Here is a 22322-nt window from a genome sequence, read left to right as displayed (position 1 = left end):
GAGGCGGGCTTACTCTCTGCTCTGTCATGGAAGCCTCCTGTCTGATGATTGAGAAGGCCCCAATCGTCAGGCAGGTCAGGCAGATCGCAAAATGAGCGACATTTGGGGGCGTCTCACGCCATCAGCCAAATGCGCCAATGCCGCGGAACGGCTTCTTCCAAGGGCCGAGTGCGTTTTGATCGCTCCAGGCACCGGCGTGATGCGCATGATGGATTATGTCGGATGCTCTGCTGACACACAGATGCGCTGGTGAATAAGGGTCACCCACTTTTCGGTCTGCATGAAGGGAATATCCCCGGCATCCCGGCCAGACCCGATGATTGCGAGGTCGCCCGCCATGCTCATACCGGTTGCATCGACAAGGTGCCATGCGCTGTCCAGCCAGACTTCTGCAACGGCATGGAAATCCGGGGGGTCAACATTGGCGCCATATCCGGTAGCATATCTGGCCGGGATATTCCCCGCACGCGCAAGGCCACAGACCAGATGTGCATAGTCCCGACAAACCCCTTCGCGCGTAATGAACGTATCAAATGCCGTCGTGGAGGCATACGAACTACCGGGGACATAGGCGAGCGAGGCCGCCGTCCAGTCGAGGATCGCCGCGATCTTCTCGCCGCCGCCTAGATGCCCGAACTGCTCGTCGGCAAACGTGTGAAGCAGATCGGAGGGGCATAGGCGGGACGGCTTGAGATACGTCAAAACTTCGCCCGACAGCGCACACAAGGGCGTTGCTGCAAGGCTAGACAAGTCAACATTGGCTCTGCTTACATCGACTTGGGCGCGATATCGCAGGTTCAGCTGGCCGCCGTCTGCGTGCGCCCAGACCCGTTGCCCGACGTTGCCCTCGCCGTCGATCCAGTGCAGCGTTGCATTCTCGATTTCCAGCACACTTGAGAGCACGGTCTGCCCCTTCGTCTGAGCTGCCGTGATTGCCAACAGAGCTGGATCGCCGCCCTCAAGCGCGTAGTTCATGTCGACATCGATAGCCAATTTCATATGCTGCCTGCCTGCTGAGGCCTTTGGTAGGTGCCTTTCATGTCGGGCGGTTGGCACATCTGTTCAACTTGTGATCGCCACCAAGCTTTAAAGTACATGGCCGAGGCAATAACCGGCTGCTTCGACGAAGCCGCGCGACAGCATGAACAGACACGGAATAACGGCAAAGGGACGAGTCTGACGGCGAACCCATCATCTTATTTGCTCCGGCGGAGGAAGTTCATGTCAACGAGCGCATGTCACTTTGCGCCGGTCTGTGACGACTAATGCAGGTAAATGTCAGTCAGTGTAAACATCGAAAATCCGTGGAATCAAGGCATGTCGGATAAGTCGTTGTCTTCTTTAAGCTATTGAAATCGTGTATGTCTAGGCGCACAATCTGAAGGTCGCAAGGCTTTCATTGTGCTTGCCTGTCGATGAGTCCAGAAGGGACATGAAAATCACCAATCGACCCGCACCGCTCGTGATTCGTTTATCGAGATGTAAGGACAGCCGAACCAATGCGGGCCCGAACGTCCGGCGGCTCCGCCGCCACGGCTCGCGTTATCGCCAGAAGGTCTTGCCTGGTCGCGTGCAGTTTGTCGATCAAGGCGATGACAACTGGCAAAGTGGCATCGTCCAGTTCAAGGTCCTCTGCCAGGTTGCACAGCATGGTCATGCGAGCGACGTCCACTTGGCGGAAGACGAGCGCCGAGACGGCTCCGTCCTCTCGGCGCAAAGGAACGACGACCTCGGTCTCGATGAAAGCGACGAGACGGGTGCGCGTGAGGCCAGGGACAGCGGCAATGACTTCGTCTTCGGTCAGTTGTTCGGTCATGACAGAGCCTCGTTCAGCAGGTCCACGCGCGGATCATAGGCATGGGTTTCGCGCCATTCATTCAGGAAATCTCGCAATGCGTCGTCAATCGACGGTGGTGCCACGATCCGCAGTTCAACAAGCTGATCGCCAGCGGCTTTGCCGCCTGCCCGAGCCACGCCGCGACCGCGCATGCGCAGGATACGGCCAGAGTTGGCACCCTTGGGGATGCTCAGGGTAACCGGCCCGTCAATCGTCGGGGTGACGACCTTTCCACCCAGCACGGCCTCGTCGATCGTGATCGGCAGCGTCAGCAGGATGTCATCGTTCTCGCGCCGAAACACGGGATGCGGGCTGACCGTCAGCGCGATCAGCGCGTCTCCAGCCGACCCGCCGCCATAGCCCGGGCCACCCTTGCCCCGCAGACGCAGGGTCTGGCCATCACGTGCGCCTTGCGGGATCTTGACGGAAATGCTGCTGCCGTCCGGCAGGGTGATGTGCATCTCGCCGCCCCGCGCGGCATCGAGGAACGGTACTTCGAGCGCGTATTTCACGTCGTGACCGGGGACGGAATAGCCCCCCTGATCGCGCTGACTGCCATAGCTTCCGCCACGTGTTCGTTGGCGCAAAATCTCGGCGAATATATCCGCCGGATCGCCTTGCGCATCAAAACCCCGCCCCTGCTGGTAAGGACTGCCAGTCGACTCGGCAAAGTCGCGATAGTATTGGCGCTGCGGGCGTTCCGCGCCTGTGGCGTCGATTTCGCCAGTATCGAACCTTGCCCGTGTTTCGGGATCTTTCAGGAGGTCGTAAGCTGCCGAAATCGCCTTGAAGCGTGCCTCTGCACCGGCATCATCGGGATGCAGATCCGGGTGGCTGGTGCGTACCAGTTTGCGATAGGCCTTTTTAATTTCGTCTGCCGTGGCGGACTTGGTCAGGCCGAGCGCTTTATAGGGATCGATGGACATAAGTAAAACTCCTGCCTGCGCTTGAACGGTGGCACCCTGCAACAGTTCACAATGATAAGGCGTCGAGCAATGATCCGCATCAACGCAAGTCAGAAAACCATCCGATAACTCGGCCATGCAAGACATGGTGAAATCTCAAGCTATGGCATCACGCGCGCGGGGCAGGGGGCTCGATGTGTCGGAATTTGCGCACCAACTCACGATCCTGAGCAATTGTTCACGGTTTGTTTGGTGCGACTCATAACCTGAAGGCCGCAGGTCATACTGCGCACCGGAGTTCAGGCAAGTTTCGGAGGTTGTGCGCCTTCGCAAAAGAAATATTTAACCTTTACAAATGGTTATGATTCGACAAAAACACTTGTGTATAGGGGGGCGTTTTACCTCACGCCACATCAACGTTTGAAGAGTTCCCCCTGAAAAGCGGGGAGCTTTCTTGACTCTGGCGTCGCGAAATCTGCTGTGGCGGCATTGCGCATGACCCATGTCAGTCCACTTCAAGATGGACGTCTGGGCCTCGCATCCTCGCTACGGTTTGATCGAAACTTGTGCATGCTGTAGCACATGGTGGAACCTTCAAGGTCTGACTGCGCCATGGGGAGCGCCGAGGCCAGCCAGTGTGCCATGGAATACGCCATTGCCGCCCACTGTGACTGCCCGGCCTCCGGGTTCAGCGGGATACCAGATGTGAAAGTCGATGTCCGTCTGGTGCAGCGGGGCATTCGCCTCACCATAGGCGATGCCGACATGGCCGTCATAGGGCGGGCGGGTCAATTCCGCCCCGGCCCAGACGGAAGCGCCTGCAATAGCGGCGGCAGCGGCAAACTTGATAACAGGTCGCATGGGGATATCCTTTCAATGCAGGTCCATGCCAACAATCGAAGTTTTTCATTCCCAAGGCGTCCTTGATCGCGTTCGAGGTCGTGCCGGATCGCGATCTGGGATAGGTCGCCCCGACTTAAACCCTGCCAGACCCCACGATGCTTCTTGTTCCTGTGACCTTCTTCACCACTGCAGCACTTGGTTTCGTGCTCATGCGCCTTTTGTTGCTGAGAGATATTCACCTCCCCGCGAACCGATTGTTCGTGGCACTTGTTTCCTCGTATCTGGTCCAGTCGTTTCTGGTTTCGATACGCTAGGGCTATGAAATCGAGGCATTGCGCCTGCTAATTGGCCTGACTGCTGCCCTGATCCCTGCTTGTGCCTGGATCGCCTCGCGCGCGTTGGCGGGGCGGATCGGTCTCTACTCACTCTGGGCTCTCTTTCCCACGCTTGTGACAAGGGCTGCCCTGTTGGGATGGCCCGACGCAGCCGATATCCTTATTCCGCTGACCTATTTTGGCTTTGGGCTGCTGATCCTGATTCCCGTGGTCCGCGACCAAGACGCACCGGCCCTCACCCCGATTGGCGACGCACGGCAGACACGGCGGGCCATGGGCCTGATCGGCGCGACCCTTATCGCCTCGGCCATGACGGATGCCTTTATCGTCTATGATTTCCTTACCAACTCCGGCTGGATCAGCGGACATCTGATCTCCGTCGTGCAGACAGCCTTTGTCGTGATTATCGGAATCGCGGCAGCTTTCGGTCGATCCACCCCCGAAGACGCTGAAACGGCGGCAGCGTTTGATCCTTCCGATCTTTCGGATCACCAGCAGGTGCTGTCACGCCTTGACGATCTTTTCGCCAAAGATGGGCTGCACAGGTCTGAGGATCTGAGCCTGCGTCGATTGTCGCGCCGTCTTGGTCTGCCGGATCGTCGGGCGTCCGAGGCAGTGAACCGGCTGCGCGGCGTGAACCTGTCGCAATTCGTCAACAAATACCGAATCCAGGATGCCTGCGGCCTCTTGAGTGAAACTGATCAAAGTATCCTGCAGGTTGCCCTTGCGGTCGGATTCGCTTCAAAGTCCAATTTCTATCGTGAGTTCAAGCGCATCATCGGCCTAACCCCAAGTGCCTGGCGAATGGCAGCACAAGACAAAATTCGGCCAGCGGAAAACACAGAAAAGAGGGCGTAAACTGACGCTTGAAGCCGTTGTACCTGCTGGTCGCAGATCGGCCCCGCCTGCGTTGTGAAATTTCGTTGAGAATGTGTTTCTGTTGATGCACAGGACCGGCGTCTGCCCTCCACGTCGGTCACGTGTCTTTGGGGCTGGAATAATCCATAACCGCCACAGGGTGAAATATCAGTCCGGGGTGCGGAAAGTCAGTGAGGCCCAGTCCGAATGCCAGACCGGCCCGGCATCAACATCGTCATTGGGCAATGCCCGCAGATCAACGCTGTCGGCCAGATACTCGATCCCCGGCTGCACCGGGACGGTCAGGTGGCCATCCGCATCGGTGCGGTGCAGAGAAATGGTCACCGTGCCATCGGGCAACTTCTGAAACAGTTCTAGCTGAGCGTTTGCCCGTGGCACGCCATCCAACAGCACCAGCAAAGGCATCCCGGCGGTCAGATCGTCGGTATAGGGGTTTGCCAGTGCCACGATTTCGATCTTCAGTCCCACCGCCCGATCTGCCCCTGCGCCAGACCCCACCGCAATCAGGCTTTTGGCATGGCGTCGATATGTCTCACTGAATCCTGTTGTAGGCAGGCCGCGCGCTGTGTGGTCGGCAAGGGCAGTGCGGAAATCCTTGTGTGCGACAAAATCCTGAAACACCGCGAAATCGTCATAAGTCAGCTCTGTGTCTTTGGTCTCATGCACAACCATGGCCAGCCCATCCAGTTGGGAATCCATCGCCAGCGCCGGATTATCGCCCATCCGCCCTTCGACAGGGCGGATGGTGTCACCCTGAATCACCTCGAACCGGGCACTGTCTTGCGGCAGATAGGACAGGGCCACCCCCTTCATCTCGGACCCGATCCGCAACCGAACCTGCATCACATCTTCGGGAGCAACGGTATAATCTTCGGGCGACAGCCAGAATTCATGCGCCTTTGCAGTTGCCGCGCTAAGTACAACAGCCAGAGCAGCAAGAAATACCGGAAGCCTCATTATGCCGTTCCTCGTTGTCACATCCCTTCGTAAACTGGCCCTCTGCGTCTTGCTGTCAATGGGGTTGGCCATACCCGCCTTTGCGCATGAGGTGCGCCCCGCGATCACCGACGTAACTGTCGGCGCAGAAATGATAGAGATCATCCTGCGCGCACCGATTGAGCCGCTGATCGCCGGGATGGACCTTGCCGGGCTTGAAGATACCGACCTTTCCCCCCTTTCTGACCGCTATGATGCCCTGCGCGCCGAGAATCCCGCCGAGCTTGAGGCCGCCTTGCGTGCCGCATGGCCCGGCATTGCCGCGCGGATCACCCTGCTTGCGGGCAGCATCCGGCTTGACCCGCAGATCGCCGGTGTGACCGTGCCCGAGGTGGGCGATATCAGCCTGCCGCGTGACAGTGAACTGCGGATCACCGCGGCACTGCCTGCCGATGGCACGCCGGTGCAGGTTGGCTGGGATGCAAGTTTTGGGTCTGTCGTGGTGCGCCAGATGGGGGGGGGTGCAGATGCCTACACCGCCATTCTTGCGGGCGGCACCCTCAGCACCGCCCTGCCGCGTGAGGGGTTCGCCACCGAGGGTGCGCTTCCGGTTTTCACGCGGTTTGTCGTTTCAGGCTTCGAACACATCATTCCAATGGGGTTGGACCATATCCTGTTCGTCCTGGGGCTGTTCTTTTTTGCGCTGCGATTCGGGCCGCTTTTGTGGCAGGTTACCGCCTTCACTCTGGCCCATACTGTGACCTTGGCGCTGGCAAGCCTCAAGATCGTCAGTGTCCCGGCCGCCATTGTCGAACCCCTGATCGCCGCCTCTATCGTCTATGTGGCGGTCGAGAATATTTTTGGTGGCAAAGACGGGGGCAGCAAGGTCGCTTGGGCGCGGGTCGCTGTGGTCTTTGGCTTCGGGCTGCTGCACGGCCTCGGGTTCGCCTCGGTCCTCAGCGACGTGGGCCTGCCAGAGGGGCGCTTTGTGGTCGCCCTGATCGGGTTCAACATCGGGGTGGAACTGGGCCAGCTTGCGGTAATCGCCGCAGCTTTCGTGTTGTTCGCCATGCCTTTCGGGCGGCAAACTTGGTATCGCTCTGCCATTGCCATCCCCGCCTCATGCCTCATCGCCGGGATCGGCGTCTGGTGGACGGTCGAGCGGGTGTTTCTGTAAGCAGACAGGCCGGGGGTCGCGTCCGGCCCGCCGAAACGGTCAGTCCATCCCACCCATCAGCTTGCATAGGTCGGTCAGATATCCTGCCAGGCCGCGTCTATCCTGACGCTCAGGGCGGCATCTGAACGTGCCCAAACCGAAGCCTGGTCAGGATCATGCGCAACGGCTCCCCGAAACCCAAACCGGATCTGCTGTCCGCCGAGCAGCCCATTTGTCAGTGCTTGCCGTCAGCGCCGCAGCTTCGCTCTGCTATGCATCGCGCTGGTCAATCTGCGTCGAACCGGATTGGCTGAGCGCCTTCCCACAAGACACGGCGGCCAAGTTTCGGCAGGTTTTCAAGACCACCTGTGAGCGTGATAAAATGATTTCCGGCAAGCTGGCCCATCTTTGAGGAAAAATCCACGCCTCCGTAGGCGATGATTAGTTCGGTTTCACTGATCCCACCCGGATAAAGCAGCACATGGCCGGGGGCCGGATGGCTGGTATGGTTTTCATATCCCACGCCAAAATCCATATCACCAAGCGGCACCCAAACGCCTTCACCGCTCCAGCGAACATGAACGATCTTTCCCTCGAAGGGCATACGTTCGCGGAAGGCGGCCACGGTTCTGGGGGCCGCGTCAGTTTCAAACCGGGCAGCGAAAGTGAATCCGGCGGCAGTTACCGTCAGCATGTCTGTCATCATCCTTATAGATTGGCCGAATATCGTGTCCGGGCGGAACCAAGCACAAGCCATTCATACAGCCTGCAGGTTCCATGGTTGTCAAAGGAGCATGTGCCGTTTTCATGCAGCAAGTTTGATTCAGCCATAAGTTTGGGCAAGTCAGGTCGCGCAGATTGCTATTTACGCATTAAAATTTCAGGGGCTTTGCCAGTTTGCTGGTTTGAGGCGTGCATCCCTTTGACTCTGTCGAAATTCTTTCTGAGGCTGATCTTTGAAAACCGGGTAACAGGCCTGCCGGATATTGCGGTGGTCTTTCGGACGGCATCAATGAAGACGTGGAGAACACGATCCAAATGCAAGCGATTGTCTTTGACTCGCCCGGCGCACTGACTTCAGACACGCTTTTGCGCGATGTGCCGCGCCCCGTGGCTTTGGCCGGGCAGGTTCTGATCCGTGTCCACCGCGCGGGACTTAATTTCGCCGATCTGATGATGCGCAAGGGCGTGTATCCGCATCCCAAAGGCTATCCGCTGGTTGCAGGACTGGAACTTTCGGGTGTGGTGGAGGTTTGTGGCGAAGGTGTCACTGGCTTTGCGCCGGGTGATCGGGTTGCGGGGTTTTCCGAAAATGCGGGTGGGTTTGCCGCGTTTTGTGCTGTGCCCCAAGAGCGGCTGATCCGCCTGCCGGATGCCATGAGCTTTGACGCGGGGGCCGCCTTCTACATTCAGTCCCTCACGGCCTGGCACCTGTTGCACACGGTCAGCAAGACAAAGGCTGGCGACTCTTTGCTGATCCACGCGATTGGCGGTGGGGTTGGGCTGCAACTGACCCAGCTTGCAAAGATGGCGGGGGCTGTGGTGATCGGGACGGTTGGTACGCCGGGCAAAGAGGCACGGGCGCTGGCCTTTGGTGCCGACCGTGTGGTGAACCGTACTTCAGAAGATTTCGTCAGCGTTTGCAATGAGATGACGGATGGCATCGGTGTCGACAAGATCATTGATTCAACGGGGGCCACAATCCTTGACCAGTCGTTTGACTGTGTGCGTCGCCTTGGCCATATCGTCAGCTATGGTGAGGCCGAGGGCAAGCCGCTGCCAAATCTGTGGGAGCGGCTAGTGCAGAAATCGCTGACCTTTACCCGGCTTCACATCGGCCATCTGGACAATCGCAGTGATGCCTGGCGGCAGGGTGTCGATGCCGTTGTGGGTGCGATCATGGCGGGCAAGCTGGAGGTGCCGATCGCCGGCAGCTACGGGCTGGAGGAGGCAGAGGCGATGTTTGCCGCACTCGAAAGTCGGCAGACTGCGGGAAAGCTGGTTCTGCGTATCGCCGACTAAGCGCGGGCTCGGATCAAGCAACGCGCAAGTGAAGCCTGAAGGGCGGCGGCATCAGGGGTTTCGCAGATAACGGCCAGAATGTCATCCGTGCCAGTGCCTTCGGTCAGTATCTCGGGCGGTTGGACAGTGCGACGTACGGTCTGGATCAACAGACGTCCGGCAGGGGTCCTGATTACGACCTTCAACCGGATCAGCCTGTCACCATGCGCGTGTAGCAATGCAGACAGCCACAAGGACAGGCTTGCCCAGTCTGCACCCTTTGGAGTCGGCAGGATGACCGCTGTTGCCGCACGCGTTGCTTGCGCCAGTGGCAACGGGTCTGCCACCAAGGCTGGCAGTGGCACCACAACGCCCGCCACCGCCGCAGAAAGCGTCGCCAACGGGTTCAACGCGGCGAGGGTCGCCGCAAGTCGTGCTGTCGTGACGGGCGGCGCTGCATCTGTCTTGGTCAGGATCAGTGCCGCCCGTCACGGATCTGGTGAATGACCAGTGTCCCGGGGCAAAGTTCGGCGGCCCCGTTTGCCGCGTCGACCAGAACGGTGGTGCCGGTCAGGCGGAAATGGCGTGCAAGAAGCGGATCGTCTGTGATCGCTGTGATAATTGCGGCAGGGTCGGCCAGACCTCTGGTTTCAAGGATGATTTCGGGCACAGCTTCGCCCGTGCTGTGCCGGTCGGCCAGATGGCGCAGGGCCGCCACCAACTCCGCGCGCCCGTCACAACACGCGCAGCCGCCGGCCAAGACGGTCAATCCATGGGCTTGCGACAGCAGGGCATCGTCTACGGCGATCCCCGCTGCCTCGTTCACGATGACATGCGCCTGTAACCCTGCATGCAACTGATGACGCAGCCACGTCGTCTTGCCTGCTCCCAGCCAGCCGCCCAACGCCGTCAGCGGCAGGCCGTTGTCGGTCATGTCGCCAAAGGGCCGTATGCGCGGCCCGCAAGGCGCTCAACCGTTGGCCAAAGCTGCGCGGGGTCGATCACGATCACGCTGGCCCCGACCGGGTTGACAGGATCAACCCATCCGTCACCCTATCATCATGTGCGGTCAGGCCAATCGGGCGCAGCACCCGCGCCAGCACCTGCGCGCGGCGGAACCGGGCGCGCAAGCGGTCATGCGGCATGTCCAGCCCGGCAACTGTCCAGTGGCCGGCACGGGCGGGATAACCGCAGGCATTGCACATCAGATGACCTCGGGCCGCGCCTTGCCCGCAAAGGGATAGCGGGCACGAAAATCCCGAGCAATGTCCTCGAACGGCAGCCATTCGACGCCGGAATGTTTGCTGATGTATTCGATCAGCCGTTCCAGCATCAGCAGCACCTGCGGACGCCCCGCCATATCGGGGTGGATGGTGAAGGCAAACACGGCATAATCCATTTCGCGGTAGACCCAGTCGAACTGATCGCGCCACATTTCTTCGATATCGCGCGGGTTGACGAAGCCGTGGCTGTTGAGGGCCTTTTTCATGAACATCATCGGTGGCAGGTCATCGATATACCAGCTGGCGGGGATATCGACGAGGTCGATTTCTTTCCCGTGCTTCAGGGGGTGCATCCAGTCCGCAGCTGTCTTGGAATAGTCGATGGTGTTCCAGCTGTCGCCAATGCGGGCGTAGAAGGGCTGGAAATCGCGGTAGCCTTGGGAGTGGTCGTATTCAAAGCCGTGCTTCAGCAGAAGGGCAGCGGTGGAATTCGACATCTCCCACCAGGGTGCCACATAGCCGCGCGGCGCCTTTCCGGTCAGGTCCTTGATCAACTCAATAGATTTGACCAGCACATCCTCTTACTGCGTGGGGGTCATGGCGATGGGGTTTTCGTGCAGTTAGCCATGTGCGCCGAACTCGTGCCCGTCGGCCACGATCATCTCCATTTCCTTGGGGAAGGTTTCCAGGGAATGGCCGGGGATGAAGAAGCTGGTTTTCAGATCGTACTTCTTGAACATCCGAAAAAGGCGGGGGATCCCGACCTTGGTTGCAAATATGCCGCGCTGGATGTCTGACGGGCTGTCGCCGCCGCCATAGCTGCCGATCCAGGCGGCAACTGAATCGATATCTGTGCCAAAGGCACACATGATCTTTTTGGGCATTGCAGGTTCTTCCTAGACTCCGATGGGCATCAGGCTTTCGTCGCGGGCAACAGCGCGTGGGGCAATCAGGTCGCGCCATTGCGAATAGGCGCGGCTGACGGGTGGGTTGGCGGTGCGCATCACATGCTGGCCGTGGCCGGGCTGCGGCTGACCACCGTTTGGCCCCCACAGGACAGTACCGCGTGACAGGGTGTAGCGGGGCAGACCCGTTACGCTGAAGCCTTCGAAGACGTTGTAATCGATAGCGGATTTCTGGGTGGCCGCCGAAATGGTCTTGCTGGCCTTGGGATCAAACACCACGATGTCGGCATCGGCCCCCACGGCGATCGCGCCCTTTTTCGGGTAGATGTTCAGGATCTGCGCGATGTTGGTCGAGGTGACGGCGACGAATTCGTTCATCGTGATCCGACCCGTGGCCACGCCATGTGTCCACAGCAGGCTAAGGCGATCTTCCAGTCCCCCGGTGCCGTTCGGGATCTTGGTAAAATCGCCGCGGCCCATTTGCTTTTGCTTGGTCGTAAAGGCGCAGTGGTCGGTTGCCACCACCGAAAGCGTCCCCGCTGCAAGGCCCGCCCAAAGACTGTCCTGGTGGCGCTTGTCGCGGAAGGGCGGGCTCATCACCCGCTGGGCGGCATAATCCCAGTCAAGGTTCTTGTACTCGTTTTCGTCCAGCAGCAAGTGCTGCACCAAAGGCTCACCCCAGACGCGGGTGCCTGCTTGTTTCCAGCGGCGGATCGCCTCGTGCGCCTCCTCAGACGAGGTGTGCACGATGTAGACCGGCACCCCCACGGCATCTGCAATCATGATGGCGCGGTTGGTCGCCTCGCCCTCGACTGTTGCCGGGCGGGAATAGGCATGCGCTTCGGGGCCGCAGTTACCTTCGGCCAGCAGTTTCTGCTGCAGGCCCGCAATCAGATCACCATTTTCGGCATGGACAAGGGGGATAGCGCCAAGTTCGCGGCAGCGGGTAAAGCTGGCGAACATCTCGTCATCGTTCACCATCAACGCGCCCTTGTAGGCCATGAAGTGCTTGAACGTGTTCACGCCCCTGTCCACGCATGTCGCCATCTGCGCCCAAACCTCTTTCGACCAGCCGGTGATCGACATGTGAAAGCCGTAGTCGATGCTGGCCTGCCGCGCGGCGCGTTCTTCCCACAATCCAAGCGGGCCGAGCAGGTCCGTCGGGCTGGAAATGATGTGATCCACGATCATCGTGGTGCCACCAGAGGCGGCCGCAAAGGTGCCGCTTTCCCATGTCTCGGCGGTGGAGGTGCCCATGAACGGCATTTCAAGATGGGTATGGGGATCAATCCCGCCGGGCATCACATAAGCGCCTTCCGCGTCGATCACAGTATCGCCCGAAAGGTCCTGGCCGATGGCGGTGATGATCCCACCTTCGACCAGCACATCTGCGCTATAGGTCAGGTCGTGGGTGACGACAGTGCCGCCCTTGATGACAGTGCTCATGCTCTACTCCGGCAAAATGACGCCCGCACGTTCGGTGATAAGGCCGTAAGCCTCGGGCCGACGATGCTGGGCAAAGTTGAAAACGGTGTCTTTGTAGATGCGGCCCATATCGAGGTCGCATTTGGCGGTGATCACCTCATCCTCGACCGTGACGGCCTGCGCCACGATTTCACCCGAGGGGGCCACGATCACCGACTGGCCGCCCATCTGGCTGCCTTCCTCGTTCCCGCATTTCGCGGTGCCCACGACCCATGTGGCGTTCTGATACGCACCCGCCTGCATCGACAGGTGGTTATGAAACAGGGTGAGGCTGTCCATCGGCTGGGTGTTCAGATGGCCAAAGGGCGTGTTGTAGCCAAGCATGACCATCTCCACCCCTTGCAGTCCCATCACGCGGTAGGTTTCGGGCCAGCGGCGGTCATTGCAGATGCACATGCCCATGATCCCACCCATCGAGCGCCAGACGGGAAAGCCCAGATCTCCGGGCTCAAAGTACCGCTTTTCCAGATGCTGAAAGGCGCGGTTGGGCAAGGGTTCGGCCCAGCCGGGCAGATGCACCTTGCGGTATTTGCCGATGATGGTGCCGGTCTGATCGACAAGGATCGAGGTGTTGAAGCGGTGCTTTGCTCCGCCTTCCGTGACCAGTTCGGCGTAACCCAGATAGAACCCGATCCCCAGCTTTGCGGCCTCGTCAAACAACGGTTGTGTGGCGGCGGAAGGCATGGCGGTTTCATAGTAGCTGTCCAGCTCTGCCTCATCCTCGATCATCCAGCGCGGGAAAAAGGTGGTCAGGGCCATTTCGGTGAACACGACCAGCTTGGCCCCGCGCCCGTGTGCTTCGCGCATCATGGCCAAAAGTCGGGCGACGGTGTCGCGACGGGTTTCTGATTTTGTAATCGGCCCCATCTGTGCCGAGGCGGTGATCAAGTGTCGTGCCATTGTTCCCTCCTCATGTTGACCAATGCCGCAGCAAACGCGGCCGCAGCCCCTACGCCGTCAATGACCTTCAACCCGTGTTCGGCCTCCAGCCGAGCGGCAAGATCGGCCATCCCGGCACAGCCCAGAACGATGGCGCCCACGCCGTCTTCGGCCTTGGCACGGGCGATTTCAGCCGAAACCGATGCCACAGCGCCCGAGGTTTCGTCTTCCAGATCCAGAACCTTGACCCCGGCCGCACGCACCCGCGCGCAGGCCTGGGCAAGGCCGTAATGCGCAAGGTTCGCTTCAAGGATGGGAATGGCGACGGGCAGGGTCGTTACCACCGAAAACCGCCCGCCCAGCATCATGGCCGCATGGAACCCGGCCTCACCAATGCCCAAAACGGGGATGGAAACACGCGCACGGGCCTCGTCCAGCGCGGGGTCGTCAAAGCAGGCGATGATGATGGCATCGGCACCGTTCGCCGCCGCACGGTCCACCTCGGTCAGCACAAAGGGGCGACAGATGGCGTCATCCTCTGGCCCTTGGATGGCAGGGGGCGACCCGTGGCAGGTGACGCCCTCGATCATGGCCCCCGGTGCCGCCAAGCGTGCGGCAATGGTGGCCTTTTCGGTCATCGACACGGTTGAATTCGGGTTGATCACGACCAGCCGCATCAGACGATCCCGCTTCCGGCATCCGACCCGTTCCGCGCGCGCCGCCGCTGCATGATGGTGACCGACAAGATCACTAGCCCCACCAGGGACAGCGAAAAGATCGTGGTCAATGTGCCAAGCGCATACAGCACCGGCGAGGTGACGTTGGTCGTCATCCCCCAGATTTCCAGCGGCAGGGTGTTGCGGCTGCCCGATGCAAGGATCGTGCGTGCGATCTCGTCATAGCTGAGGGTAAAGCCGAACAAGGCCACCCCCACCAACGCAGGCGCGATCAGCGGCAATACGACATGGGCAAAGACCTGCCATGTGCTTGCGCCTTGATCCCGCGCGGCCTCTTCATAGGCCGGGTTAAAGCGGTTGAAGACCGCGAACATGATCAGGATGCCAAAGGGCAGGGTCCATGTCAGATGGGCGCCGAACGCCGATGTTGACCAGTGATTGCCAAGACCCGTGCGGTCAAACAACAACCCGATCCCCATGGACACAAGGATCGACGGGATCACAAGACTGCCGATGACCAGATAAAACAGCACCGTTGATCCGGGAAAATGCCGCCGGAACGCCAGCCCCGCCATGACAGAGATGACAACCGTCGTGACCATCACCATCAGCCCCAAGACCAGACTGCGCCGGAAACTGCCCCAGATGTCGCCCACCGCCTGTTGCAGGAACAACTCGCGGAACCAGTTCAGCGAGGTGCCGCGCATCGGGAAGGTCAGGCCACCTGAAGGCCCCTGAAAGCTGAGAATGGCGATGGTGATGGTGGGGCCATACAAGAACAGCATGAACAGGGTGAAAAAGGTGGCAAGGACGTAAAAGGATCTGGGGCGCTTTTCCATCTGTCACAACTCCTTGCGTATATCGACAAGGCGCAGCATCGCCCCAATTGTCAGCAAGACCGAGATCAGTAGGACCACTGCCGTTGCCGCCGCTGACGGGTATTGCAACAACCCGATGTCGTTCGAGATCAAGCGGCCAACATTCGCCAACTGGCTGCCCGACATGAAGCGCGTGGTCACAAAATCGCTCATCACCAAAGCGATCACGAAGATCGAACCGATCATGATGCCAGGTTTTGACAGCGGAATGATGACATTTGTCAGGATCTGGAACCCGCTTGCCCCACCATCGCGCGCAGCCTCGATCAGCGATTTGTCGATGCGCATCATGGTGTTGAAGATCGGCACCACCATGAACAGCGTGTAAAGGTGAACAAAGGCAAGACAGACCGAAAAGCTGGAATACAAAAGCCATTGCAGCGGCTCGTCGATGATCCCGGCACCCATCAAGGTCTGGTTCACAAGGCCATTCTTACCCAGAAGCGGGATCCACGAAATCATGCGGATGATGTTAGATGTCCAGAACGGGATCGTCGTCAGCAGGAACAGCGCCATCTGCCATTTTTGCGTGCGCACATGGAAGGCAAGGAAAAAGGCGATCGTGAAGCCGATCACCAAGGTAACCGCCCACACTATGCCCGCCATCATGAAGGTCAGACCAAACACCTTCCACGCCACCGCAGAGCCAAAAAGATACCGGTAGTTGTCGAACTGAAAGTCGGGCCGAAAGGTGAAGGCATCCGCCGTCCAGAAACTGACCGCGACGATCAGCAGGATCGGCAGGATCAGGAACATCACAAGCACCCCGGTCAAGGGGGCCGCAAGCAACCAGCTGTTCAGATTTGCACGACGCATGGGACCTCCGGCGGCGAAAGCCCTCTCCCCCGCGTGGCAGGGAAGAGGTGGGGATGCGATTTCAAACAGCCTCAGGCTGCGACGAACTCATTCCACTTGCGGACCATGTACTGGTTTTCATCCATGACGGAGTTCCAGCAGGCAACTTTGCCCATCCGGTCAAGGAAGCTTCCGCCATCGCGCACCGCGCCCGCCTGTTCGATGACGGTGCCACCGGGGCTGACGATATCGCCCGTCGCGGCCTTGCCTTCGTACCAGAAGCCCCATTCGTCTTCCGACATGAACAGCTTGGAGGTTTCCGGAACCGCCGAATAATAGCCCTGACGCATCAGGAACCCACCGACCCAGCCCGAGAGATACCAGTTGATGTATTCGTAAGCCGCATCCAGCGGCAGACCGCTTAAGCCGGCCGACAGGCCGATCCCGCCGCCCCAGCTGCGATAGCCTTCTTTGAGCGGCTGATAAACACATGGCACGCCTTGCGCCTTGACGGCAGTGATCGCCGGGGACCACATCGACTGGATCACCACTTCGCCCGATGCCATCAGGTTCACCGATTCATCGAAGGATTTCCAGAACGCGCGGAATTGCCCGGCTTTCTTGGCTTCCATGAAGATACCGATGGTCTTGTCGATCTCGTCCGTGGTCATGTTGCCCTTGTCGGCGTATTGGATTTCTCCCATCGCCTCGCAGACCATCGCCATGTCCATGATCCCGATGGACGAGATGTCGAGAATGGACGCTTTGCCCTTGAATTCGGGGTTCAGAAGTTCCGCCCAGGACTCGATCGGGCGACCAATCAGGTCAGGGCGGATACCCAGCGTATCGGCGTTGTAGATCGTCGGGATCAAGGTCATCCAGCCCGAATCCTGCGTCGAGAACGTGGTAGATCCCGGCCCTTCGACGAAGCCAACGGTGTGCGGTGCGGTGCCTTGGGCGATCACGCTGTCGGGGGTCAGCTTGCCATCGCGGAAGGTGCCGGCAATCTTGTCGTAGTTTGTGATCTTGCTGATATCCATCGCCTGCAGGTTGCCTGTCGGCCAGACCTTTTTGCAGATCCAGTATTCAATGTCGGCAATGTCATAGCTGTCGGGCTGGGTTGCCGCGCGCTGGGTCACCGCGTCTGAATCAAGCGCTGTCATTTCCAAGGTAAAACCAAGGTCTTCCTTGACCTTGGCCGCCACTTCGTTGAAAGCCGAAACCCCGGTGCCGGCCTGACGCAGCACGACATTCTTGATGTCCTGTGCCCAGATCATCGGGGCCGGGAATGCACTTGCTGCAACGGCGGCGGCACCGCCTTTGAGGATGTTTCGACGGCTGTAACGCATCTTGCTCATGGTATTTCCCTCACTGTTGTTATTTGGGTGGTCAGCTTCAGCCTTGAAGGCGATGTGCCCTCGTTTCGTCCCAGGCGAGCGTGACGGTGTCGCCAAGGGTCTTGGGGTCGGCAAAAAACACCGACTCGGGGATCAGCGCCAAAACGTCCTGATCGCCCGCAATACGACCGGTCATCGCAACGTGCGCGCCCTGATATTCGATGGCGGTCACAATGGCCGGGGTGCCATGTACCACCAGGCGCACCTCGTCTGCGCGCACGGCAAAGCGGCCTTCGGGCAGGGACAGCACATTGTGGCCCCCGATGAACCGCGCGACGAAGGCGGTCTTCGGGGCGTTGAACACCTCGCGCGCGGGGCCGGACTGTTCGATGACAGCGTTGTTCATCACCACGATCTCATCGGCCAAGGCCAGCGCCTCGTCCTGGCCATGGGTCACATGAATGAAGGTAATGCCAAGCTCGCGTTGCAGCTTTTTCAGCTCAGTCCGCATGTGGATGCGCAGGAACGGATCCAGCGCCGACAGCGGCTCATCCAAAAGCAGGACTTGCGGCTTGGTGATCAGCGCGCGTGCAAGGGCGGCGCGCTGCTGCTGCCCGCCCGACAGTTGCGCCGGAAGACGATCGGCAAAGCTGGTCATGCCAACCAACTCCAGCAGTTTATCGGCCTGCGCGTGCCGCTCTGCCTTGCCTATGCCTTTCATCTTGAGGCTAAAGGCCACGTTATCGCGCACGTTCAGGTGCGGAAACAGCGCGTAAGACTGAAACATCATCGCGGTGCCGCGCTGGGCGGGCGGCAGGTGCGCCACATCCTTGCCGCCAAGAATTATGGCACCCTCTGTCACCGACTCGTGCCCCGCGATCATACGCAGGGTCGAAGATTTGCCGCAGCCCGACGGCCCCAGAAGGCAAACATAGGAACCGGCCCTGAAAAGATGGCTCACACGGTCAACCGCCAGTGCAGTTCCATAGCTCTTGGAAACGGCCACCAGTTCAAGATCGTTAGCGCTGCGCAAATGTGGTGCCCCCGACGTCCAGTTATCTTGGGTCTGATCCTAGAGGCACTGTGGTTGAATCAGAGTCTGGCGCGCGGTGTTTATCTGGGCTGTGCCTTAAATCTGTGCAAAATCTGGCAGATTTTTGGCCAATTGCGTGCGTTCTGAACACAGAAAGCAAAGTTCCGTCATCAGAATCGGCGATGCGCGGGCGGCTGCGTCTGCCAGCCACGCTTTGACGGGCCACCTTCTGCAAGCTGTGCAGGGCAAGAATCTGGGTTATGATCTTTTACTTGAAGCTCAAGAACAGATCGATTCGATGCAGGGACGCCGCAATCTTGCACAGCAGGCCGTTTGATCCGTCCGCGTAGATGATTTTATCGATGAACTTTGAATTCGGAATGCAGTAATTGTATCTGTAAGGAGATTAGCGATGATCATGATCGGGGTGGACGTCGGGGGAACCTTTACCGACCTTGTGCTGGCGGACACGCAAAGCGTGCAGTCGGTCATTCACAAGGTGCCGACAACACCGCACGATCCGTCTGTCGGGGTGTTGCAGGGTGTGTCCGAGCTGTGCGCATTGGCTACGGTTAATCCCGCTGAGGTGCGGTATGTGCTGCACGGCACCACGACCGCCACCAATGCCGTGCTTGAACACAAGGGTGCGAAGACCGGGTTGATCACCAACGACGGTTTTCGCGACATTCTGCATATCGCGCGGCATCAGAGGGTGGAACATTACTCTATCTTACAGGATCTGCCGTGGCAGGCGCGCCCCCTGATCGCGCGGGCGCATCGCAAGACCGTGCCGTGTCGCCTGATTCCACCAGATGGCGCGGAACTGGTGCCGCTGGATGAGGACGCAGTGCGCCGCGTGGCCCGCGAACTGGCCACCGAAGGGGTGGAAGCCGTCGCCATCTGCTTTCTCTTTTCCTACCTCAACCCCGCGCATGAAGACCGCGCCGCAGCCATCGTGCGCGCGGAAATGCCGGGGGCGTTCGTCACCACCTCGTCTTCCCTGTCGCCCCAGTTTCGGGAATTTGAGCGGTTCACCACGGCGGCGCTGTCGGCGTTCATCGGACCAAAGGTCGGATCTTATGTGGCATCCTTGGATGCGGCGCTGAAACAGATCGGTGTGACGGGCGAGTTGCGGATCATGGCGTCGAACGGCGGCGTCGCCACGGCGCGGATGGTCACCGAAAAACCGGCGCTGACCTTGATGTCGGGGCTGGCGGCGGGGGTGTTGGGGGGCGGTTGGGTCGGGTCTCAAACTGGCCGCACGCGGTTGATTACCTTTGATATCGGGGGAACTTCGGCCGATATCGGCATCATCAACGACGGTCAGATCGTCGAGACAGACGCGCGATCAACCTCGATTGCGGGGTTTCCGCTGCTGATGCCGATGCTGGACATTCACACCATAGGGGCAGGGGGTGGGTCTATCGCGCATCTGGATGACGGCGGGGCGTTCCGGGTTGGTCCGCAGTCGGCGGGGGCGGTGCCGGGGCCTGCCGCCTATGGCCGCGGTGGGGATTTGCCCACGGTCACCGATGCCAATGTTGTGCTGGGTCGTCTGTTGCCCGGTGACTTTCTGGGGGGCGCCATGACGCTGGACCCGGTGGCGGCAGAGCGGGTGATGGCCGCATTGGCCGCGCGCCTTGGCCTTCCGCTACTGGATACAGCCGAAGGCGTTTTGACCATTCTGAATGCCAACATGGCCAATGCGATCCGGTCGCGAACCTTGCAAAAGGGGATTGATCCGCGCGGCTTTGCCTTGGTCGCGATGGGTGGGGCGGGGCCGCTGCACGGGGCCGAAGTGGCCGCGATGCTGGCGATCCCCGAGGTGATCGTGCCGCCGTATCCGGGCATCACCTCGGCCATGGGGCTGCTGGTCACTGACCTGAAGTATGATGCGGTTCGGACGTTGTTCCAGACCTCGGGCCAGTTCAATCTGGTGCGGATCAATGCTGATCTGGCTGCCATGCAAGACGATCTGGCAGGTCGGTTTGCTGCAGACAAGATCGCGCCGAACGCTGTCAGCTATGCCCGCATCGGTGATCTGCGCTATGTGGGGCAGGGGTATGAGCTGAAGGTGCCGATCCCCGACGGCCCGGTGGACGCCGCAGGGATGGAGGATGTGCTGGTGGCTTTCCACACCGCGCACGCTGCCGAATACGGCCATGCTTTCCCGAATAACCCGGTCGAGGTGGTGAACCTTCGCGTGATCGGGCGCGGGGCGATGCCGCGCCTTGCCCCCGGCCATGCGGCACAAGGGGGATCGCTGGAACAGGCGCTGATCCGGCACAGCGACACGGTGTTCCGGGTGAACGGCACGCTGGCGTCCTATGCCACAGCCCTTTACCATCGCGCGGCCTTGCCGGTGGGCCAGCCGTTCCCCGGCCCTGCGGTGATCGTGCAAAAGGACACCACCACGGTCGTTCCCCCCGGTTGGCAGGCTGAAGTACACGCTGCCGGTTCCCTGATTCTGACTCAAAGGGTGCAGCCATGATCCGCATCGACCCCGTCACCGCCGCTGTTATTCAGGGCGGTCTTGATACCATCGCGCTGGAAATGGGGCACAAGCTGATGCGGATGTCTTATTCTTCCATCATCCGCGAGTCCGAGGATTTTGGCGCGGCGTTGACCGATGCCACGGGTCGGCAGCTGTGCGAATGTCGGTTGTCTACACCTTTGCAGTCGGGGCCTATCCCCGGCTATGTGCGCAACATCCTGTCCACGTTGCACGCGCGCGGCGAGGCCTTGACCGATGGCGATGTCATCATGCACAACGATCCCTACGGCGGGGCCAGCCACGGCCCCGATGTGGCCTTTGCCGTGCCGGTGTTCCATGACGGCACGCTGGTGGGCTGGTCGGTGACAACAGCGCATCACCTTGATATCGGGGCGCTTTCTCCGGGGTCTTGCGGTATTGTCGATGCCGTTGACACTTATGCCGAGGGCCTCCAGTTCAAGGCGATCAAGGTCTATGATGCCGGGCGGCGGGTGGACCCGGTCTGGCACATCCTGCGCGCCAATATCCGCGCGCCCGAGCTTGTTGTGGGCGACATGGAGGCGCAGGTGAAGGCCGCGCATATCGGGGCCAAGGGCCTGTTGGCGCTGATTGCGCAGCATGGGCTTGCCACGTTGCAAGCTGCCGCCGAAGACCTGATGGATTACTCCGAGCGTCGCCTGCGTGCCGCGATCAGCGCGGTGCCGGATGGCGATTACAGCGCCTCAACCCGGATCGACGGGTTTCTGGACGATCCCGACCCAGCGCGCCGCAATCTGATCATCTGTGCCACGGTCAAGGTGCGTGGTGATGCGCTGACAGTTGATCTGACCGGTACAGCCCCGCAAATCCCGGACAAGCCGATCAACATGCCGCTGGTCGGCACCGTCGATTGCGCGATCTGGCTAACGGTCAGGTCTATCCTGCTGGATGCGGCCGTGGTCGGCCCCGTTCCGCAAAATGAGGGGCTGACCCGTCCCATCACCATTGTGGCCCCCTTGGGTTGTCTGGCCAATCCGATTTTTCCGGCCCCCGTGATCGCGCGGTTCTGTTCGGGCAATGCGCTGGCTGATACGGTGATGAAAGCGCTTGCCCAAGCCGTGCCGCAACAGGTTTCCGCCGGGATCGGCAACTTGCGCGTCGTGGCGCTGTCGGGACTGAACCATGGCAACCATTGGGTGCATATGGAGATCATGGAAGGCAGCTACGGTGGCCGTTATGGCAAGGATGGCATGGATGCGGTTGATACGCTCTATGCCAACACCCGCAACAACCCGGTAGAAGATATCGAAAGCCATGTGCCGCTGCGGGTCGAACGCTATGAATTGCGCGAAGAGGCGATGGCGCCGGGCGAATGGCGTGGCGGCATCGGCACCATTCGCGAATTCCGTTTTCTGGCCGATGCGGGCTTTTCCATTGAGGGCGATGGCCACGCCCATGCGCCGTGGGGGTTTCAGGATGGCGCCGATGGCCACACGGCCTCGCTGACGCTGGTGGCGGCGGATGGGGCCGTGCGCGCCTTGCCGTCCAAGGTGCCCTATGCCCGCGTCAAGGCGGGGGATCGGTTGATTGCAACCGGCCCCTGCGGCGGCGGATACGGCGATGCGGCGGCGCGCGCGCCGGGTGCGGTCGCGCGCGATGTGGCAGACGGGCTGATCTCGGCGGCAACGGCCCTGCGGGATTTTGGCGTGACGATCCGTGCGGATGGCACGGGCGCACGGCAATAG

The 22322-nt window shown here is 60.2% G+C and carries 22 protein-coding genes and 1 pseudogene; 6 read left to right on the top strand and 17 right to left on the bottom strand.

Features of this window, described 5'->3' with window-relative positions:
* Positions 1-213 precede the first annotated feature (213 nt).
* From Q8K08_RS02940 to Q8K08_RS02925, 4 genes are all read right to left on the bottom strand, one after another.
* Positions 214-999, bottom strand: coding sequence for a transglutaminase family protein (locus Q8K08_RS02940; protein WP_305249163.1), 786 nt, complete (start codon positions 997-999; stop codon positions 214-216).
* Between the two features lie 472 nt (positions 1000-1471).
* Complete coding sequence (locus Q8K08_RS02935; RefSeq protein WP_304802671.1) at positions 1472-1816, bottom strand: hypothetical protein; 345 nt, start codon at positions 1814-1816, stop codon at positions 1472-1474.
* Positions 1813-2763, bottom strand: a complete 951-nt coding sequence (locus Q8K08_RS02930; protein ID WP_305249162.1) for a DnaJ C-terminal domain-containing protein — start codon at positions 2761-2763, stop codon at positions 1813-1815. The genes Q8K08_RS02935 and Q8K08_RS02930 overlap by 4 nt, the downstream gene beginning before the upstream one ends.
* Positions 2764-3336: 573 nt before the next feature.
* Entirely contained in the window at positions 3337-3603 is a 267-nt protein-coding gene (locus Q8K08_RS02925; RefSeq protein WP_304802676.1) for a hypothetical protein, read from the bottom strand.
* Positions 3604-4193: 590 nt separating this feature from the next.
* Between Q8K08_RS02925 and Q8K08_RS02920 the strand changes: the two genes are divergently transcribed.
* Complete coding sequence (locus Q8K08_RS02920; protein WP_305249161.1) at positions 4194-4778, top strand: AraC family transcriptional regulator; 585 nt, start codon at positions 4194-4196, stop codon at positions 4776-4778.
* 168 nt (positions 4779-4946) lie between these two features.
* Here Q8K08_RS02920 and Q8K08_RS02915 read toward each other — a convergent pair whose 3' ends face one another.
* Positions 4947-5756 (bottom strand): DUF4198 domain-containing protein, encoded by an 810-nt coding sequence (locus Q8K08_RS02915; RefSeq protein WP_304799993.1) that lies wholly within the window; start codon positions 5754-5756, stop codon positions 4947-4949.
* A gap of 1 nt (position 5757) precedes the next feature.
* Here Q8K08_RS02915 and Q8K08_RS02910 point away from each other — a divergent pair, with 1 nt between their 5' ends.
* Entirely contained in the window at positions 5758-6912 is a 1155-nt protein-coding gene (locus tag Q8K08_RS02910; protein ID WP_304799991.1) for a HupE/UreJ family protein, read from the top strand.
* A 265-nt stretch (positions 6913-7177) separates the two neighbouring features.
* On the opposite strand, the gene Q8K08_RS02905 is transcribed toward Q8K08_RS02910, so the two are convergent.
* Entirely contained in the window at positions 7178-7585 is a 408-nt protein-coding gene (locus tag Q8K08_RS02905; RefSeq protein WP_305249160.1) for a DUF3830 family protein, read from the bottom strand.
* A gap of 326 nt (positions 7586-7911) precedes the next feature.
* Between Q8K08_RS02905 and Q8K08_RS02900 the strand changes: the two genes are divergently transcribed.
* The gene (locus Q8K08_RS02900) at positions 7912-8913 is read left to right on the top strand and encodes a zinc-binding dehydrogenase (protein WP_305249159.1); all 1002 of its coding nucleotides are present in this window, start codon (positions 7912-7914) and stop codon (positions 8911-8913) included.
* Here the strand turns inward: Q8K08_RS02900 and Q8K08_RS02895 are convergent.
* The 11 genes and pseudogenes from Q8K08_RS02895 to Q8K08_RS02840 all read right to left on the bottom strand — a co-directional run bounded on the left by Q8K08_RS02895 (position 8910) and on the right by Q8K08_RS02840 (position 18104).
* Positions 8910-9293, bottom strand: a complete 384-nt coding sequence (locus Q8K08_RS02895) for a GTP-binding protein (RefSeq protein WP_304799985.1) — start codon at positions 9291-9293, stop codon at positions 8910-8912. The two genes, Q8K08_RS02900 and Q8K08_RS02895, sit on opposite strands and share 4 nt — an antisense overlap.
* 74 nt (positions 9294-9367) lie before the next feature.
* On the bottom strand, positions 9368-9826 hold the full coding sequence (locus Q8K08_RS02890) for a GTP-binding protein (RefSeq protein WP_304799983.1): 459 nt from the start codon (positions 9824-9826) through the stop codon (positions 9368-9370).
* 73 nt (positions 9827-9899) lie between these two features.
* Positions 9900-10097, bottom strand: coding sequence for a hypothetical protein (locus Q8K08_RS02885; RefSeq protein WP_304799981.1), 198 nt, complete (start codon positions 10095-10097; stop codon positions 9900-9902).
* A pseudogene (locus tag Q8K08_RS02880) lies at positions 10097-10999 on the bottom strand (polysaccharide deacetylase). Before Q8K08_RS02880 ends, Q8K08_RS02885 begins: the two are co-directional and overlap by 1 nt.
* A gap of 12 nt (positions 11000-11011) precedes the next feature.
* Positions 11012-12466: a dihydropyrimidinase gene (gene hydA / locus Q8K08_RS02870; protein WP_305249156.1), complete on the bottom strand. Its 1455-nt coding sequence runs from the start codon at positions 12464-12466 to the stop codon at positions 11012-11014.
* A 3-nt stretch (positions 12467-12469) separates the two neighbouring features.
* Positions 12470-13405 carry an N-carbamoyl-D-amino-acid hydrolase gene (locus Q8K08_RS02865; protein WP_305249155.1) on the bottom strand — a complete coding sequence of 312 codons (936 nt, stop codon included), beginning with the start codon at positions 13403-13405 and terminating at the stop codon, positions 12470-12472.
* On the bottom strand, positions 13390-14061 hold the full coding sequence (locus Q8K08_RS02860; RefSeq protein ID WP_305249154.1) for an aspartate/glutamate racemase family protein: 672 nt from the start codon (positions 14059-14061) through the stop codon (positions 13390-13392). Before Q8K08_RS02860 ends, Q8K08_RS02865 begins: the two co-directional genes overlap by 16 nt.
* Positions 14061-14900 (bottom strand): ABC transporter permease, encoded by an 840-nt coding sequence (locus tag Q8K08_RS02855; RefSeq protein WP_305249153.1) that lies wholly within the window; start codon positions 14898-14900, stop codon positions 14061-14063. Before Q8K08_RS02855 ends, Q8K08_RS02860 begins: the two co-directional genes overlap by 1 nt.
* Positions 14901-14903: 3 nt before the next feature.
* Positions 14904-15755, bottom strand: coding sequence for an ABC transporter permease (locus Q8K08_RS02850; protein ID WP_304800068.1), 852 nt, complete (start codon positions 15753-15755; stop codon positions 14904-14906).
* Positions 15756-15826: 71 nt separating this feature from the next.
* Complete coding sequence (locus tag Q8K08_RS02845) at positions 15827-17092, bottom strand: PotD/PotF family extracellular solute-binding protein (RefSeq protein WP_304800066.1); 1266 nt, start codon at positions 17090-17092, stop codon at positions 15827-15829.
* Between the two features lie 37 nt (positions 17093-17129).
* Positions 17130-18104 carry an ABC transporter ATP-binding protein gene (locus tag Q8K08_RS02840; RefSeq protein ID WP_304800064.1) on the bottom strand — a complete coding sequence of 325 codons (975 nt, stop codon included), beginning with the start codon at positions 18102-18104 and terminating at the stop codon, positions 17130-17132.
* A gap of 136 nt (positions 18105-18240) precedes the next feature.
* Here Q8K08_RS02840 and Q8K08_RS02835 point away from each other — a divergent pair, with 136 nt between their 5' ends.
* The 3 genes from Q8K08_RS02835 (at position 18241) to Q8K08_RS02825 (ending at position 22322) form a co-directional block, all read left to right on the top strand.
* A complete protein-coding gene (locus tag Q8K08_RS02835) occupies positions 18241-18441 on the top strand; it encodes a hypothetical protein (protein ID WP_305249151.1) in 201 nt (66 codons plus the stop codon).
* A gap of 75 nt (positions 18442-18516) precedes the next feature.
* Positions 18517-20595: a hydantoinase/oxoprolinase family protein gene (locus Q8K08_RS02830; RefSeq protein ID WP_304800062.1), complete on the top strand. Its 2079-nt coding sequence runs from the start codon at positions 18517-18519 to the stop codon at positions 20593-20595.
* Positions 20592-22322 carry a hydantoinase B/oxoprolinase family protein gene (locus Q8K08_RS02825; RefSeq protein WP_305249150.1) on the top strand — a complete coding sequence of 577 codons (1731 nt, stop codon included), beginning with the start codon at positions 20592-20594 and terminating at the stop codon, positions 22320-22322. Before Q8K08_RS02830 ends, Q8K08_RS02825 begins: the two co-directional genes overlap by 4 nt.

The organism is Pseudotabrizicola sp. (genome assembly GCF_030684215.1).
In the GTDB taxonomy this organism is placed as follows: domain Bacteria; phylum Pseudomonadota; class Alphaproteobacteria; order Rhodobacterales; family Rhodobacteraceae; genus Pseudotabrizicola.
This window is presented reverse-complemented; position numbering and strand designations above follow the sequence as displayed.

Excerpts from the sequence above, each read along its gene's own strand:
- Q8K08_RS02940 (WP_305249163.1), bottom strand. The coding sequence starts at position 999 with ATGAAATTGGCTATCGATGTCGACATGAACTACGCGCTTGAGGGCGGC.
- Q8K08_RS02935 (WP_304802671.1), bottom strand. The coding sequence starts at position 1,816 with ATGACCGAACAACTGACCGAAGACGAAGTCATTGCCGCTGTCCCTGGC.
- Q8K08_RS02930 (WP_305249162.1), bottom strand. The coding sequence starts at position 2,763 with ATGTCCATCGATCCCTATAAAGCGCTCGGCCTGACCAAGTCCGCCACG.
- Q8K08_RS02925 (WP_304802676.1), bottom strand. The coding sequence starts at position 3,603 with ATGCGACCTGTTATCAAGTTTGCCGCTGCCGCCGCTATTGCAGGCGCT.
- Q8K08_RS02920 (WP_305249161.1), top strand. The coding sequence starts at position 4,194 with ATGGGCCTGATCGGCGCGACCCTTATCGCCTCGGCCATGACGGATGCC.
- Q8K08_RS02915 (WP_304799993.1), bottom strand. The coding sequence starts at position 5,756 with ATGAGGCTTCCGGTATTTCTTGCTGCTCTGGCTGTTGTACTTAGCGCG.
- Q8K08_RS02910 (WP_304799991.1), top strand. The coding sequence starts at position 5,758 with ATGCCGTTCCTCGTTGTCACATCCCTTCGTAAACTGGCCCTCTGCGTC.
- Q8K08_RS02905 (WP_305249160.1), bottom strand. The coding sequence starts at position 7,585 with ATGCTGACGGTAACTGCCGCCGGATTCACTTTCGCTGCCCGGTTTGAA.
- Q8K08_RS02890 (WP_304799983.1), bottom strand. The coding sequence starts at position 9,826 with ATGACCGACAACGGCCTGCCGCTGACGGCGTTGGGCGGCTGGCTGGGA.
- Q8K08_RS02885 (WP_304799981.1), bottom strand. The coding sequence starts at position 10,097 with ATGTGCAATGCCTGCGGTTATCCCGCCCGTGCCGGCCACTGGACAGTT.
- hydA (WP_305249156.1), bottom strand. The coding sequence starts at position 12,466 with ATGAGCACTGTCATCAAGGGCGGCACTGTCGTCACCCACGACCTGACC.
- Q8K08_RS02865 (WP_305249155.1), bottom strand. The coding sequence starts at position 13,405 with ATGGCACGACACTTGATCACCGCCTCGGCACAGATGGGGCCGATTACA.
- Q8K08_RS02860 (WP_305249154.1), bottom strand. The coding sequence starts at position 14,061 with ATGCGGCTGGTCGTGATCAACCCGAATTCAACCGTGTCGATGACCGAA.
- Q8K08_RS02855 (WP_305249153.1), bottom strand. The coding sequence starts at position 14,900 with ATGGAAAAGCGCCCCAGATCCTTTTACGTCCTTGCCACCTTTTTCACC.
- Q8K08_RS02850 (WP_304800068.1), bottom strand. The coding sequence starts at position 15,755 with ATGCGTCGTGCAAATCTGAACAGCTGGTTGCTTGCGGCCCCCTTGACC.
- Q8K08_RS02845 (WP_304800066.1), bottom strand. The coding sequence starts at position 17,092 with ATGAGCAAGATGCGTTACAGCCGTCGAAACATCCTCAAAGGCGGTGCC.
- Q8K08_RS02830 (WP_304800062.1), top strand. The coding sequence starts at position 18,517 with ATGATCATGATCGGGGTGGACGTCGGGGGAACCTTTACCGACCTTGTG.
- Q8K08_RS02825 (WP_305249150.1), top strand. The coding sequence starts at position 20,592 with ATGATCCGCATCGACCCCGTCACCGCCGCTGTTATTCAGGGCGGTCTT.